The sequence below is a fragment of the Acetobacter suratthaniensis genome, from assembly GCF_017377745.1.
In the GTDB taxonomy this organism is placed as follows: domain Bacteria; phylum Pseudomonadota; class Alphaproteobacteria; order Acetobacterales; family Acetobacteraceae; genus Acetobacter; species Acetobacter suratthaniensis.
The window spans coordinates 217846-232592 of sequence record NZ_JAFVMG010000001.1 but is presented as its reverse complement, the minus strand read 5'-3'; the positions used below and the strand labels follow the sequence as shown (position 1 = coordinate 232592).

Below are 14747 nucleotides of genomic sequence, written 5' to 3'. Positions count from 1 at the left end.
CCATGCCATACTCTTTTCTCGCCTTCATACGACAGGGAAGAGTATGGCATTTATCCTAACAAGAAGAAAATAATCAGATATTGATTGCTCGGCCATCAGCACCCAGTGCGGCTTCTTTCACCGCCTCGCTCAGGGTCGGATGGGCATGGCAGACCCGGCCGATGTCTTCAGCCGAAGCACCGAACTCGATAGCCATGGTGGCTTCGGCAATCAGTTCGCCCGCTGCCGGGCCAATGATATGAACACCCAGCACGCGGTCGGTCTGCTTTTCGGCCAGAACCTTGACGAAACCATCCGTCATGCCCAGCGCGCGCGCACGGCCATTGGCAAGGAACGGGAACTTGCCAACCTTATAGCCCACGCCCTTGTCCTTGAGTTGCTCTTCCGTAAAGCCAACGGAAGCCACTTCCGGCCAGGTGTAGATTACACCCGGAATGGCGTCGTAATTGACATGACCCGCCTGCCCCGCCAGCAGTTCGGCCAGAGCCACACCTTCTTCCTCGGCCTTGTGGGCCAGCATCGGGCCAGCAATGACATCGCCAATCGCGTAAACGCCGGGCACATTGGTGGCAAAATGCGCATCCACCACAACGCGACCACGGTTATCAAGCGCAATCCCCGCCTCTTCCAGCCCCATGTTCTTGCTGGCTGCCGTGCGGCCAACCGCGACCAGAACTACATCGGCCTCAAGGGTTTCCACCGCACCACCAGCGGAAGGCTCGATGCTCAGCACCACACCTTTCTTGGTTTTTTCGGCTTTGGTCACCTTATGGCCGAGCTTCATGGCAAAGCCCTGCTTGACCAGCAGCTTCTGGAACTGGGCGGCAATTTCGTTATCCGTGCCGGGCACCAGACGGTCGAGGAACTCCACAACCGTGACTTCCGCCCCGAGGCGATGCCACACGCTGCCCAGTTCCAGCCCGATCACGCCACCACCAATCACCACAAGGCGCTTGGGCACAGCAGAAAGTTCCAGCGCACCGGTGGAGGTGACAATAACTTTCTCATCCACCTCAATACCCGGCAGATTGGCGCTATCGCTCCCGCTGGCGATAATGATGTGCTTGGCCGTAACAGGCTTGCCATCAACACTCAGGCGGCCCGTTCCTTCAACCTTGCCGTGACCCTTGAGCCAGGTAATGCCGTTTTTCTTGAACAGGAACTCAACACCCTTGACGTTGGCGCCAACGATCTCGGCCTTACGGGCCTGCATCCGCTCCAGATCAAGCTTAACGCTGTCAATCAGCACGCCATGGGCAGCAAAATCATGCCCTGCCGCATGGTAGTTTTCAGAAGACTGCAACAGCGCCTTTGAGGGAATGCACCCGACATTGAGGCAGGTGCCACCCAGTGTCGCACGCTTTTCAACGCAGGCCACCTTAAAGCCAAGCTGGGCTGCGCGAATGGCGCACACATACCCACCCGGCCCGGCCCCGATCACCACCACATCATAATCGGTTTCGGCCGGAGCGGCGGCAGCGGGAGCAGCAGCCGGAGCCGCTGCGGGTGTTTCAGCCTTGGGGGCCAGAGCTGCGGCCGGGGCAGCACCAGCAGCACCGGCTTCCAGCACGGCCAGCACGGCACCAACCTCAACCTCATCACCTTCCTTCACGGCATGACTGCCAAGGCGGCCACTCGCCGGAGCAGGCACTTCCACGCTCACCTTGTCGGTTTCGAGTTCGACAAGCGGCTCGTCTTTATTAACCGCATCGCCCGGCTGCTTCAGCCACTTTCCAACCGTGGCGGTTGTCACACTTTCCCCAAGGGTTGGCACTTTGATTTCGGTTGACATCAATCTGGTCTCGCTCACGTTGGAATTTGGCAGAAGCGTGCGGTTGCGGGGGCAGCATACCGCCCCCGCAACGGCTCAGGCTTCGATCAGCAGACGGCGCGGGTCTTCCACGTTCTGCTTGACGCGCACCAGGAAGCTGACAGCCTCCTTGCCATCCACAATACGGTGGTCATACGACAGGGCCACATACATCATCGGGCGGATAACAACCTGCCCGTTCACGGCCACAGGGCGTTCCTGAATGGAATGCATGCCCAGAATACCGGACTGCGGCGCATTCAGGATCGGTGTGGACAGGAGCGAACCGTAAATCCCGCCATTGGTGATGGAGAAGGTGCCACCCGAGAGTTCATCAAGCTTGAGCGTACCTTCACGCGCGGCCTTGCCGAAACCGGCGATCTTCTTTTCGATCTGCGCGAAATTGAGCTGATCGGCATCGCGGATAACCGGCACCACCAGCCCGTTGGGGCCACCCACGGCAATGCCGAGGTTGACGAAATCGCGGTAGATAATGTCCTCACCGTCAATTTCAGCATTGATGGCAGGGAATTCCTGCAACGCCGCGACAACCGCACGAGAGAAAATGGACATGAAGCCTAGCTTCACGCCATGCTTCTTCACAAAGCTGTCCTGATATTCCGCCCGCAGCGCCATGACACCGGACATGTCGATTTCGTTGAAGGTGGTCAGCATGGCCGCCGTGTCCTGCGCCTCTTTCAGGCGGCGGGCCACCGTGCGGCGCAGGCGGGTCATCTTCACACGTTCTTCACGCGGGTCGTCCTTACGGGGCGGCTTGGGGGCCGCTGCCGGAGCGGCAGCGCGCGGCTGCGCCAGAAAGCCCAGCACATCGCCTTTGGTAATACGCCCACCAAGGCCCGTACCCTGACCCAGCGTGTCGGCATTCAGGCCATTTTCAGCCATGAGTTTGCGCGCGGCTGGCAGAGCCTGTGCGGCATCGGCCACACTGGCGGCGGGCGCACTCTCGGCCTTGGGGGCCGGAGCGGGCGCTGCCTGCTTGGCTTCCGGGGCAGCGGCCTTGGCCGCAGGGGCCGGAGCTGCGCCAGCCTTGCCCGCTTCAAGCGTGGTCAGCAGGGCGCCCACTTCAACTTCGTCGCCTTCCTTGGCAGCCTGCGGGCCAATAACACCAGCCTTGGGCGCGGAAACCTCGACACTCACCTTATCGGTTTCAAGTTCGACAATCGGCTCGTCTTCCTTAACCGCCTCGCCGGGCTGCTTCAGCCACTTGGCCACCGTCGCGGTCGTCACGCTTTCACCCAGTGTCGGCACCTTGATCTCGACTGACATCCTGTTCCCCATTTCTTTTCAGAAATTCCCGGTATGGCCTGCTGCTCCCGTGGCCATACCGGTCTTCATGTCCATACAGTGGACGGCTTGATTAAATAAAAACGACCCTGCTGCGCGGGGCGGCCATTCAGCCGCCTGTTTTCAGGCCCAGCGCCCTTTGCACCAGATCAGCCTGCTCTGCGGCGTGGATACGGGCAAGGCCCGTTGCCGGGCTGGCCGCTGCGGCGCGGCCGACATAACGGGGCCGCCCTGCCTTGTGACCAGCTTTTTCCAGCGCCTTTTCAATCCGCCTATCCACAAAGTGCCATGCACCGCCATTTTCCGTCTCTTCCTGACACCAGACGATATCCGCTTCAGGATAGCGCTTGAGTTCAGCCGCGAGAGGTGCCTGAGGGAAGGGGTAGAGTTGTTCCAGACGCAGGATGGCGACATCCTTGATGTCTTTCTCGCGCCGCTCGGCCAGCAGGTCGTAATAGACCTTGCCCGAGCAGAGCACGACCCGGCGGATGCTCTTGTCAGCCGCCAGTGCATCCACTTCCGGCAGCACAGGCTGGAAGCGCGTACCTTTACCGAACTCTGCCAGCGTGGACACCGCCAGCTTGTGCCGCAGGAGCGACTTGGGCTCCATCAGGATCAGCGGCTTGCGGTAGTCCAGCTTGAGCTGGCGGCGCAGGGCATGGAAGTAGTTGGCGGGCGTGGTGATGTTGCAGACAAACATGTTGTCTTCAGCACAGAGCTGGAGATAACGCTCAAGCCGCGCGGAGGAATGTTCCGGCCCCTGCCCTTCGTAACCATGCGGCAGCAGCATGACCAGACCGGACATACGCAGCCACTTAGTTTCACCCGAAGCAATGAACTGGTCGATAATCACCTGCGCACAGTTGGCGAAATCGCCAAACTGGGCTTCCCACAGCACCAGCGTGTTGGGGTTACGGACAGAATAGCCGTATTCAAACCCGAGCACGCCGTATTCGGACAGGAAGGAATTCCAGATCTCGATCGGAGCCTGCCCGTCCTGCACATGGTTGAGGGGGGTGAACTGCGTCTGGTTGACCTGATCTGTCCATGTTGCATGGCGCTGGCTGAACGTGCCGCGCTGGCAGTCCTCGCCCGACAGACGCACACGATGGCCTTCAACCAGCAGCGAGCCAAAGCCCAGCGCCTCGCCCGTAGCCCAGTCAAAGCCTTCGCCCGAGCTGAACATGGCGGCCTTGGCCTTGAGCTGGCGCGCAATCTTGGAGTTGAGATTGAAATCAGCCGGAGAGGTCGTGATGGCATCACCGATTTTTTGCAGAACCGCTTCATCCACACCAGTTTCAGGCCATGCTTCCTCGGGCTTGGCACCCGGTGCGGTCAGGCCTTTCCAGTCACCATCCAGCCAGTCGGCCTTGTTGACCTTGTAGGACTGCGCGGCCTTGTAGTCTTCCTCCAGCCGATCCTGAAACGCATCCCACAGGCTCTGCACTTCTGCATCGCTCATCGCACCCGTCTGCACCACTTTTTTAGCGTACAGCGTGTGCGGCGTCTCGTGGCTGGCAATGGCCTTGTACATCACGGGCTGGGTAAAGACCGGCTCATCGCTCTCGTTATGGCCGTGGCGGCGGTAGCACACGATGTCCAGCACGATGTCAGAGGCAAAAGCCAGGCGATAATCAGCCGCCAGACGCGAGGCATAGATCACGGCCTCGGCGTCATCCCCGTTCACATGCAGAACCGGCGCGTTGATGGATTTGGCAATATCCGTGCCGTAAACACCCGAATGGCCCTGCTCGGGGTTGGTGGTAAAGCCAACCTGATTGTTCACCACCATATGGATGCTGCCACCCGTACGGTAGCCGGGCAGTTTGGACATGGAGAAGGTTTCGTAAACGATACCCTGACCGGCAAACGCCGCATCCCCATGAATGACAACGGCCATAGCGGTTTTACGCCCGGCGTCCCCATAATCATCCTGAATGGCGCGCACCTTGCCGCACACCACAGGATCGACCGCCTCAAGATGTGAGGGGTTGGGCTGAAGCGAAATATGCACCGGCTTACCGCCCACCTCGACATCGGTGGATGAACCCAGATGGTATTTGACGTCGCCCGAGCCTTCAACATTGTCGGGCTTGAACGAACCCCCGGCAAATTCGTTGAAGATCGCGACATACGGCTTGCGCACGATGTTCACCAGCGTGTTCAGCCGCCCACGATGCGCCATGCCGATCGCCACCGACTGCACACCCTGCACGGCCGACTGGTCGATGATGGCATGCAGCGCGGGAATGGAGATTTCGCCCCCTTCAAGGCCGAAACGCTTCGCACCCACGTAACGCTTCTGGCAGAACGCCTCGAACCCTTCGGCTTCCGTCAGGTTACGCAGGATGCTCTTGCGCTCTTCAACCGACACGTTGGCCTGCCAGTTATCGCCCTCAAGGCGGCTGCGGAACCATTCACGCTGCTCGGCCGTAGAGGTCTGCATGTATTCCGCACCAAGGCTTGCGCAATATACGGCGCGCAGGGCGGCAATCACGTCCTTGACCTTGCCGGTGGTTTTGCCTTTGAGCAGCGGCTCAAGCAGCGAGCCAAAGAAAACTTCGCGATCCAGATCCTTGGGGCCAAAACCATAGGTGGCGGGGTCCAGCTCCACGCGGGGAGCAGGCACTTTCAGGCCCAGCGGATCGAGCGTTGCTTCTAGATGTCCGTATTCACGGTAGGCACGCACCAGACGGGCAATAGCCAGACTGTCCTGCGCGGCCAGACCGCCTGCGGGGCCACCCTTGGCGGGGGGCGGCGCCTCTTCACCCGTGATGATGGACGGGCGCGGCGCCCATGAAGCCCCGAGCGCGTCATGCAGGACGGCGGCTTCATCATCACCCAGAGAGCCAAAAAGAATATCGAAGGAAGGATCAACACTTTTCGGATCCTTGACCCACTGGGCATACAGATCCGCAAGGTAAGCGATATTGGCACCGTTCAGCGCGGTTGCCAGCATATCCGTGACCGCCATCTTACATTCCTCCCCGATGCGGGATTTTTCCGCGCTGCTGACCAGCAAACGTGTCGCATTTCAGCGTAAGGCAGACCATTTTTCCACCACTCCGCAGCATGGCACGGAGCGCCCTTCAGAAATTCCTGAGCCGGGGCCAATGTGGCCCGGCCGTTCTTTTCAAAGAGCTAGACCGCCCCTGAGGCGGGAACAAGATCAACCCCTGTCACGCTCTAGAGAGGCTATGCGCCGCCTGCGCCGCCTGTGCCCCATGTTCCAGCCAGCTTTCGCTTCCCATTTCAGCAAGACGTGATGCGGTGCGGGCGAACGCATCCGATCCCTCGCCCTGCGTGAACAGCTTGTCCGGCGGGGCTTCAGCCGAGGCAAAAAGCAGGTTTCCGTTGTCGTACAAGGCATCAATCAAAGTAATGAAGCGCCGCGCGAGGTTGGCTTCATCCATGCCCATGCTCGGAATATTGTCGATCACAACAACCGGAAAATGCCGTGCCAGCGCCAGATAATCGTTAGGGCCAAGCGGTCTGCCACACAAAGAGTTGAAATCAAACCGGCAGACCGGGCCTGCCGCCTGATCCACCTCAAACGCCCGGCCACTGAACTCCAGCCGCACGGGGCGGGGTGTTTCGCTCCCGGCATACCGGCTGAAAATCTGCCGCAACCGTGCGCGGGCGGCTTCATCAGCGGGTACCAGCCATGTTTCCTGATCCTGCTCACGCCCGCGCCGGTAATCACGTGGCGAATCCAGTTCTACCGTATCCAGCTCACGGCGGATGATCGCAATAAAAGGCTTGAACGCATCAGCGCCCGGCCTGTTCTGGAACAATTGCCCCGGCTCGGTATTGGATGTGGCCACAATCACCACCCCTGCCGCGAACAACGCCTCGAACAGACGCCCCAGAATCATGGCATCCGCAATGTCGTTCACCTGAAATTCGTCAAAGCACAGAAGCTGCGCCTGTGCCGCAATGGCATGCGCCAGCGGCGGAATAGGGTCCGCCATGCCGGGGTTGGCTTTTTTAAGAGCGTAGAGCTTCTGGTGTACATCCTGCATGAAACGCAGGAAATGCACGCGCTCCTTTTTTGCCACCGGTGCGCAGGCATAAAACAGGTCCATGACCATGGTTTTGCCGCGCCCAACACGCCCGACAATATAAAGCCCGCGCGGCCGCGCAACCGGAGAGGCCGCTGCGGGAGCCTGCAAAAACCGACGCGCCAAGCCGGAAAGTCGGCCCAGAGCCCCGGCTTCGGCCCGCTGGGGGGCCGAAGCCGGGCGAGCGGGCAGAGTGGCCAGTTCACGCCACAGCGTGTCCAGCCGCTCGACCACGCGGGCCTGATCGGCATCTCCATTCAGCTCTCCGGCTGCTACACGCTGCCGATAAACTGCCAGTGGCCCCTGCCGCATCGCGGCCGTAGGCCCGTTCTCGTGTCTGTCTGTCATACTCGCCCGATACCGGCTGAACACCGTCTTGGGCAAGCATCGTCACCTCTCCTAACCGTGTCGTGACAACACGGGGGGAAGACGCGCTAGGCTACGCGGGTTCTGACCCTGTTTTTCATGACAGCAACCGCAGGAAAACAACACCATGACCGACTGGAACGCCTACCGCGCCAATCTGACCAAAAACGTCAAGACACTGGCCAGCCTGACCCCCAACACCCTGAGCGGACTCCAGACGCTTGAAACCCCCCTGCCCGAAACAAAACATCTGGATGCCAAAACCCGCGAACTGATCGCGCTGGCCGTAGCCGTTACCACCCGGTGCGATGGCTGTATTGCCGTGCATACCGCTGCCGCCCACAAGGTCGGGGCCAGCAAGGAAGAAATTGCCGAAGCCCTTGGCGTGGCCGTGGCGCTAAACGCCGGTGCGGCACTGGTTTATTCCAGCCGGGTCATGGAAGCGTTTGAAAGCGTGGCGGACTGAAAAACCAGCCCGGATGCCCGGTGGGCAGCCCGTCCTCGCTCCGCGCCAGCGGCAGCAGCGGCAGGCCGTGACCGCCGGGGTTTAAAACCCACGGTCGCGCACCGCTCCATTGCCTGTCCGACACCACGCGCACCCGGCCTGACGCCAGATACATGGCCTGAGCACCTTCAAGCCGCGCCTGCGCCCGATCCACCCGGACAGGCACCCCCTCGCACAGATGCCCAAGCCCACCCGTGCTGACCACGCCATCCATACCCGCACACAGCGTACCCATCCGCGCCTGCCCCTCCGCTATGGACAGGCCTGCGGGGAATGGCGCGGGTATGAGCAGCAGCGTGCGCCCCGCACGCTGGAACACACAAACCCCCGCTACACCATCCTGCCCGCAGACAAGGCCACCATCGGGCGTCTGCCCCTCATGTTCGGGGTTAAAAACCCGTATGGGCAGGGCCAGTGCGCGCGCCCATTCGCGCTCAATCGCCGCCTGCTCCACCGAATGACCCAGCACCAGCACGCTGTTCGGCATGCGAATACCAATCAGCCCGCCATCCGGGCTGAGCAGAATATCCGGTTGGCTGACAAACCACGGAGACAGCAGCCCCACCCCGAACACGACCACACCGGCCAGCCGCCACGCCCTGCGCCACAGGCATAGCCACGCCAGCCCCAGCAGCGCCATGCACAGCCCCCAGCCCGGCATGGCAGGCACCGCAAACCGTGCGCCCGGCAGGCTGGCCACCCCATGCGCAAGCCATAAAACAGGCCGCAGACCAAGCCCCATGAGCCACAGCCCCGGTGCAGCAAGCCCGAACGGCATACCCAGCAGCGCCAGCAGGCCCATGGGCATGATCCACACCGCCATAAGCGGCACCGCCACCAGATTGGCCAATACGAAATACGGCTCGATCACCCCCAGATGCGCCATAACAACCGGGAGTGTAGCCAACCCCGCCAGCAGACTGGCCAGTGCGAGTTCAGCCAGATGCCCGAGCAGGAAACCACCAGCTCGCCCCATGCGCCCCTCCTGCGCGGCACACCAGCCCTGCAAGCGCGGATGCACACTTTCGTACCCCGCCACCAGCGCCATGACAGCAGCCATCGACATCTGAAAAGCCATGTCAGCCACCACCTGCGGCCAAAGCAGCAGCAACAACGTGGCGGCAAACGCCAGCCCGCGCATGGAAACCGCCCGCCGCCCCGCAACCAGCCCCAGCACCACCACCCCTGCCATCAGCCAGCCGCGCAAGGCGGGCAGGTGCGCGCCTGTCAGCAGCACATACGCCCCTCCCGCCCCCCATGCTGCAAGCGCCGACAACGCCTTGCAGGGCCAGCGCAGGGCCGCATATTCCCATGCCGCCAGCCCAAGGCGACACACCGCCATGACCACACCCATGACAATGCCCAGATGCAACCCCGCCACGGCGAGAAGATGCGCCAGACCCGACGCCGCAAAATCATCCCGCACGGAATCGGGAATGGCTTCGCCCCGCCCATCGAGCAACACGGACGCCACGGCCCCCACAGCACCCGGCAGGCTGGTGCGAATCCGCTCATCCATAGCGCTCCGCAGGATTTCCAGCCGTTGCCGCCACAGAGCTGTGTACCCTGTGCGCTCCACGCCCGTTGCCACCTCTGCTTCAAAGGCGGCTGGTTCCTGCCCGGCCAGGTCAGGTTCGTCCTGCCCCTCTACCGCAGGGAGGTGGGGCGCATCGGGCCTGGCAGGCACCGCTTCATGCACGGAAAGCGCCGTGCCACTCCCGGCCCGGCCTGCAAACCATGCCTCAAACTGCCAGTCGCGGCCGCCGGGCAGAGCGGCAAAACCCGGTGGGTGCAGCACCGCGCGCAATGCCACGGCGCCTCCCTCCGTCAGGGCGGCTGTGTCATCCGCCCTAAGCCTGACTGTCAGGCTGCGAACCAGAGGGGGTGCGGTTTCGGTCAACGGCATATGCAGGCGCACATCCACCAGATCGACCCGGCGGACCGGGCGTTGCCCCGCGCCGCGCGGGGGCAGGTCATGCACGGCACGCACCACACCGGATAGCGCCACCCCCCGGCGCGGCAGCTCAGGCATGGGCGGTTGCCTGTGGGTGCCAACCCAGGCCATCAACCCGCCCAGTGCCAGCGTGGCGCACAGCCCGGCCACGCAGCGCACCAGCAGGCTATGCCGCCAGACCACCCCTGCCCCCACAGCCGTCACCGTCAGCAACAGGGGCATGACCACGCCCCCTATGGCCGTGGGTTCAGCCCGCAAGCCGTAAAAATAGAACGCCGCCCCCAGCGCCAGCCCCACCGGCACCCACAGTACCAGCCGCCGCTGTTCCGCCACCAGCAGGGCTGTCAGCCCCTCAAAACACCTGAACAGAACAGAGGCCATTCCCGTCATCGTGCGCATATGGCTCCGCGCGCCCGTGCGTGATAAGGATGCTGCCCATGAGCATCCGTACACGTTTCGCCCCGAGTCCGACCGGCCTGCTGCATATCGGCAACGCCCGCGCCGCCCTGTTCAACTTCCTCTTTGCGCGTCACCATGGCGGCAAGTTCCTCCTGCGTATCGAGGATACCGACCGTGAACGCTCCACCCAACAGGCGGTGGACGTTATTTTCGCGGGGCTGGAATGGATGGGCATCACCCCGGATGAAGAACCGGTGTTCCAGTCCACCCGTGCCGACCGCCACCGCGAAGTCGCACTCGAACTGCTCGAACGCGGTCTGGCCTATAAGTGCTACTGCACGCCCGAAGAACTGGCCCAGATGCGCGAAGACGCCATGAAAAATGGCCTGCCCCCGCGCTATAACGGCCTATGGCGCGACCGCGACCCGGCAGAAGCCCCCGCAGGCGCCCCTTTTGCCGTGCGTATCAAAGCCCCGCGCGATGGCGAGACCGTCATTAACGATCTGGTGCAGGGCGAGGTACGAGTCGCCAATGCCGAGATGGATGACATGATCATCCTGCGCTCGGACGGCTCCCCCACCTACCAGCACGCCGTGGTGGTGGATGACCACGACATGGCCATTACCCACGTTATCCGGGGTGATGACCACCTGACCAACACCTTCCGTCAGGCCATGATTTACCGCGCCATGGGCTGGGATCTGCCCCGCTTTGGCCATCTGCCGCTGATTCACGGCCCGGATGGCGCCAAACTGTCCAAACGGCATGGCGCACAGTCCGTGGTGGAGTTCCGCGATCAGGGCTACCTGCCCGAAGCCCTGTGCAACTACCTGCTGCGTCTGGGCTGGGGGCATGGCGATGCCGAAATCCTCTCGCGCGAAGAGCAGATCCGCCTGTTCGACATCGACGGCGTGGGCCGCGCGCCCTCACGTATGGATTACGCCAAGCTTGAACACATCAACGCCGTGTGGCTGCGTCAGGCCGATGACACGCGCCTGACCGACGATGTGATGGAGCGCCTGAAGGCCGTAGACGGCGTGGAAGTGGATGAAACCACCCGTGCGCGCGTTCTCGCCCTTATGCCCGGCCTGAAAGACCGCGCCCGCACGTTGGTGGAACTGACGGACAATGCCGCCTTCCTTGGCCGCCGCGTGCCGCTGCCTTTCAACGCCAAGGCGGAAAAGCTGCTCACCCCCGAAGCCCGCACGCTGCTGGCCGAGCTTGCGCGTGATCTGGCGGTAGTCAGCCCCTTCACGGCGGAAAACATTGATGCGGCCCTGCGCCGCTTTGCCGAAACCGGTGGCCACAAACTGGGCAGCGTTGCCCAGCCCGTGCGTGCGGCGGTCACGGGGTCTAACTCCTCTCCGGGGATTGACGCGACACTCCACGCGCTGGGGCGCGACGAGGTGCTGGCCCGTATCGGGGCCGTGCTGCATGGCTGACGCGCCCTCCACCACGGCCACGGCCGGGTCGGGCCGTAACGCCCGGCACCTGCTGGGGCTGGAAGGCATGACCCCGGATCAGATCGAGCCGCTGCTCGATCTGGCCGAGAGCTACGCCCTGCTTAACCGTTCCCGCAAGGTGCCGCGTGACGTGCTGCGCGGGCGCACGCTCATCAACCTGTTCTTTGAGGACAGCACGCGCACACGCACCTCGTTCGAACTGGCGGGGCGCAGGCTCGGGGCTGATGTCATCAACATGTCGGTGGCGCAGTCCTCGGTCAACAAGGGTGAAACCCTGCTGGATACAGCGGCAACGCTCAACGCCATGCAGACAGACCTGCTCGTGGTGCGCCACTCGCAGTCCGGTGCGCCCGCCCTGCTGGCCCGCAAGGTCGATGCCTGCGTGGTCAATGCGGGTGACGGCATGCACGAACACCCCACACAGGCCCTGCTGGACGCCCTGACCATCCGCCGCCATATCGGCACGCTGGGTGGGCTGACCGTGGCAATCTGTGGCGATGTGGCGCATTCGCGCGTGGCACGCTCGAACATCCACCTACTGACCACCATGGGCAGCAGCGTGCGGCTGGTCGGGCCTTCCACGCTGGTGCCATCAGCCCTTGGGCGGCTGGGTGTGGATATCCACCACAATATGGAAGATGGCCTGCGCGGTGTGGATGTGGTGATGATGCTGCGCCTGCAACGTGAGCGCATGTCTTCGGGGCTTGTGCCCAGTGCGCGCGAATATTTCCGTTTTTTCGGGCTGGATCGCAGGCGGCTTGATCTGGCCCGCCCGAATGCGCTGGTCATGCATCCCGGCCCGATGAACCGGGGCGTGGAAATTGAAAGCAGCGTGGCCGATTCGAGCCAGAGCGTCATTCAGGAACAGGTTGAAATGGGTGTGGCCGTCCGCATGGCCGTGCTGGATCGCCTGACCCGCAACAGGCGTGCCGCATGAACACCATTCTTTTTGAAAATATCCGCATTATCGACCCCGCGAACGGTATCGACCAGCCCGGTCGCCTACTGGTGCGCGAGGGAAAAATAGCCGGAACCGACACCGCCGGAGCGGAAGGCCGCCCCGAGGGCGCACAGGTTATCGACGGTAACGGGGCTGTTCTCAGCCCCGGCCTTGTGGATATGCGCGTGGAAATCGGTGAGCCGGGGTTTGAATACCGCGAGACCATCGCCTCTGCCGCACGCGCGGCCTCTGCGGGTGGCATCACCACCATTGCCGTGCTGCCCACCAGCAAACCCGCTATCGACAACCCTGCTCTGGTGCGGATGCTCCGCACCCGTGGCGAGGAAAGCGGGGCCATTACCATCCTGCCTTATGGTGCGCTGACCAAAGGCTGCGAAGGGCGCGAACTGGCCGAAATCGGCATGCTGCACGAAGCCGGAGCCGTTGCCTTTACGGATGGCAACCGCGCGGTTGACCCTGCCCGGCTCATGCGCCTTGCCCTGTCCTATGCCAGCGGTTTCGGGGCGATGGTTGTCCAGCACCCCGAAGACCCCTCTCTGGCTGGCTCCGGCTGCGCCACGGCGGGGGCCCTTGCTACACGCCTGGGGCTTGCTGGCATTCCCGCTGCTGCCGAATCCATTATGATCGCACGCGACATCCGTCTGGCGGAACTGACCGGCGGACGGCTGCATTTCGGTCATGTCTCCACCGGCGAGGGCATTGACCTGATCCGCAAGGCACGGGGGCGCGGGCTTGCGGTAACATGCGACACCGCCCCGCCCTATTTCGACCTGAACGAAAACGCGATCGGGGATTTCCGCACCTTCGCAAAGTTCTCCCCGCCCCTGCGGAGCGAGGAAGACCGGCTGGCCGTATGCGCCGCGCTGGCCGATGGCACGATTGACGCCATTGCCTCCGACCACCTCCCGCGTGATGCCGATGACAAACGCCTGCCCTTCGCGCAGGCGGCAACGGGCGGTACCGGCATGGTCACGCTGCTGGGGGTCACGCTGGCCCGCGTGCATGACGGCACGCTGACACTGCCACAGGCCATTGCCCTGCTGACACACCGCCCGGCGGCCCTGCTGGGCAGCACGGCAGGCACGCTCAGCGTAGGAGCCGAGGCCGATCTGTGCCTGTTCGCCCCTGAACAGAGCTGGCTCGTACGCGCAGGGCAGTTGCCCGGCCGGGCGCAGAACACGCCCTTTGACCGTCGCCCGCTCGAAGGCCGCGTGCTGGGAACATGGAAAGCCGGGCGCAGAGTGTATGAAGCAGGCGCGACAGCCGGGGCCGGAGCATGACAGACTCCCTGCCGACTTATGCTCTCTGGCTGATCGGGGCCATGGCCTTTCTGGGCTATGTGCTGGGTAGCGTGCCTTTTGGCCTGTTGCTGACCAATTTTGCCGGAGCAGGCGATCTGCGCAAGATCGGCTCGGGCAATATCGGGGCCACCAATGTGCTGCGCACGGGCCGCAAGGACCTTGCCGCCGCCACTCTGGTGCTGGATGCAGCCAAAGGGGTACTGGCCGTGCTGACGGCCTGGATCATGACCCCACCCGATTTTTCCGACCGGGCGGCTGCCGTTGCGGCACTGGCCGCTGTAGTGGGCCATTGTTACCCGATTTTTCTCGGCTTTCGGGGGGGCAAGGGCGTGGCTACAGGGCTTGGGGTCATGCTCGCCCTTTCCCCGCTGACAGGGCTGGCAGGCTGCGCACTCTGGCTTGGCATGGCGCGGCTGACACGCATTTCTTCCGCCGGGGCGCTATCAGCCTTTGTGGTCATGCCGTTTATCTGCTTCGCCCTGTATGATTTTTCACTCCATGCTTCGCCCAAGCCGATGGCCACGCTGCTGATCTGCCTGCTGGTGCTGGCCCGGCACCATGAAAATATCAGCCGCATACTCCGTGGGGTCGAACCCCGAATCGGTGATGGCAAACGCTAACT

At 62.8% G+C, this 14747-nt stretch carries 10 protein-coding genes; 5 read left to right on the top strand and 5 right to left on the bottom strand.

Features of this window, described 5'->3' with window-relative positions; translation table 11 throughout:
- Window positions 1-73 precede the first annotated feature (73 nt).
- The 4 genes from lpdA to zapE form a co-directional block, all read right to left on the bottom strand.
- Window positions 74-1792 carry a dihydrolipoyl dehydrogenase gene (gene lpdA, locus J2D75_RS01130; protein WP_207851930.1) on the bottom strand — a complete coding sequence of 573 codons (1719 nt, stop codon included), beginning with the start codon at window positions 1790-1792 and terminating at the stop codon, window positions 74-76.
- 75 nt (window positions 1793-1867) lie between these two features.
- Window positions 1868-3097, bottom strand: a complete 1230-nt coding sequence (gene odhB, locus J2D75_RS01125) for a 2-oxoglutarate dehydrogenase complex dihydrolipoyllysine-residue succinyltransferase (protein WP_207852787.1) — start codon at window positions 3095-3097, stop codon at window positions 1868-1870.
- A gap of 127 nt (window positions 3098-3224) precedes the next feature.
- Complete coding sequence (locus tag J2D75_RS01120; protein WP_207851928.1) at window positions 3225-6089, bottom strand: 2-oxoglutarate dehydrogenase E1 component; 2865 nt, start codon at window positions 6087-6089, stop codon at window positions 3225-3227.
- Window positions 6090-6294: 205 nt separating this feature from the next.
- Window positions 6295-7524, bottom strand: a complete 1230-nt coding sequence (gene zapE / locus J2D75_RS01115; protein ID WP_207851926.1) for a cell division protein ZapE — start codon at window positions 7522-7524, stop codon at window positions 6295-6297.
- 145 nt (window positions 7525-7669) lie between these two features.
- Between zapE and J2D75_RS01110 the strand changes: the two genes are divergently transcribed.
- Complete coding sequence (locus tag J2D75_RS01110; protein ID WP_207851924.1) at window positions 7670-8008, top strand: carboxymuconolactone decarboxylase family protein; 339 nt, start codon at window positions 7670-7672, stop codon at window positions 8006-8008.
- Here the strand turns inward: J2D75_RS01110 and J2D75_RS01105 are convergent.
- Window positions 7977-10400, bottom strand: a complete 2424-nt coding sequence (locus J2D75_RS01105) for a ComEC/Rec2 family competence protein (protein ID WP_243428377.1) — start codon at window positions 10398-10400, stop codon at window positions 7977-7979. The genes J2D75_RS01110 and J2D75_RS01105 overlap by 32 nt on opposite strands.
- A gap of 38 nt (window positions 10401-10438) precedes the next feature.
- Here J2D75_RS01105 and gltX point away from each other — a divergent pair, with 38 nt between their 5' ends.
- From gltX to plsY, 4 genes are read left to right on the top strand one after another with little or no spacing between them, the layout of a single operon-like run.
- Window positions 10439-11842: a glutamate--tRNA ligase gene (gltX, locus tag J2D75_RS01100; protein ID WP_207851922.1), complete on the top strand. Its 1404-nt coding sequence runs from the start codon at window positions 10439-10441 to the stop codon at window positions 11840-11842.
- Complete coding sequence (locus J2D75_RS01095) at window positions 11835-12800, top strand: aspartate carbamoyltransferase catalytic subunit (RefSeq protein WP_207851920.1); 966 nt, start codon at window positions 11835-11837, stop codon at window positions 12798-12800. The genes gltX and J2D75_RS01095 overlap by 8 nt, the downstream gene beginning before the upstream one ends.
- Complete coding sequence (locus tag J2D75_RS01090) at window positions 12797-14104, top strand: dihydroorotase (RefSeq protein ID WP_207851918.1); 1308 nt, start codon at window positions 12797-12799, stop codon at window positions 14102-14104. The genes J2D75_RS01095 and J2D75_RS01090 overlap by 4 nt, the downstream gene beginning before the upstream one ends.
- Window positions 14101-14745, top strand: a complete 645-nt coding sequence (gene plsY, locus J2D75_RS01085) for a glycerol-3-phosphate 1-O-acyltransferase PlsY (RefSeq protein ID WP_207851915.1) — start codon at window positions 14101-14103, stop codon at window positions 14743-14745. The genes J2D75_RS01090 and plsY overlap by 4 nt, the downstream gene beginning before the upstream one ends.
- Window positions 14746-14747 lie beyond the last annotated feature (2 nt).

Excerpts from the sequence above, each read along its gene's own strand:
- J2D75_RS01120 (WP_207851928.1), bottom strand. The coding sequence starts at position 6,089 with ATGGCGGTCACGGATATGCTGGCAACCGCGCTGAACGGTGCCAATATC.
- plsY (WP_207851915.1), top strand. The coding sequence starts at position 14,101 with ATGACAGACTCCCTGCCGACTTATGCTCTCTGGCTGATCGGGGCCATG.
- J2D75_RS01105 (WP_243428377.1), bottom strand. The coding sequence starts at position 10,400 with ATGCGCACGATGACGGGAATGGCCTCTGTTCTGTTCAGGTGTTTTGAG.
- odhB (WP_207852787.1), bottom strand. The coding sequence starts at position 3,097 with ATGTCAGTCGAGATCAAGGTGCCGACACTGGGTGAAAGCGTGACGACC.
- J2D75_RS01090 (WP_207851918.1), top strand. The coding sequence starts at position 12,797 with ATGAACACCATTCTTTTTGAAAATATCCGCATTATCGACCCCGCGAAC.
- J2D75_RS01095 (WP_207851920.1), top strand. The coding sequence starts at position 11,835 with ATGGCTGACGCGCCCTCCACCACGGCCACGGCCGGGTCGGGCCGTAAC.
- zapE (WP_207851926.1), bottom strand. The coding sequence starts at position 7,524 with ATGACAGACAGACACGAGAACGGGCCTACGGCCGCGATGCGGCAGGGG.
- J2D75_RS01110 (WP_207851924.1), top strand. The coding sequence starts at position 7,670 with ATGACCGACTGGAACGCCTACCGCGCCAATCTGACCAAAAACGTCAAG.
- lpdA (WP_207851930.1), bottom strand. The coding sequence starts at position 1,792 with ATGTCAACCGAAATCAAAGTGCCAACCCTTGGGGAAAGTGTGACAACC.
- gltX (WP_207851922.1), top strand. The coding sequence starts at position 10,439 with ATGAGCATCCGTACACGTTTCGCCCCGAGTCCGACCGGCCTGCTGCAT.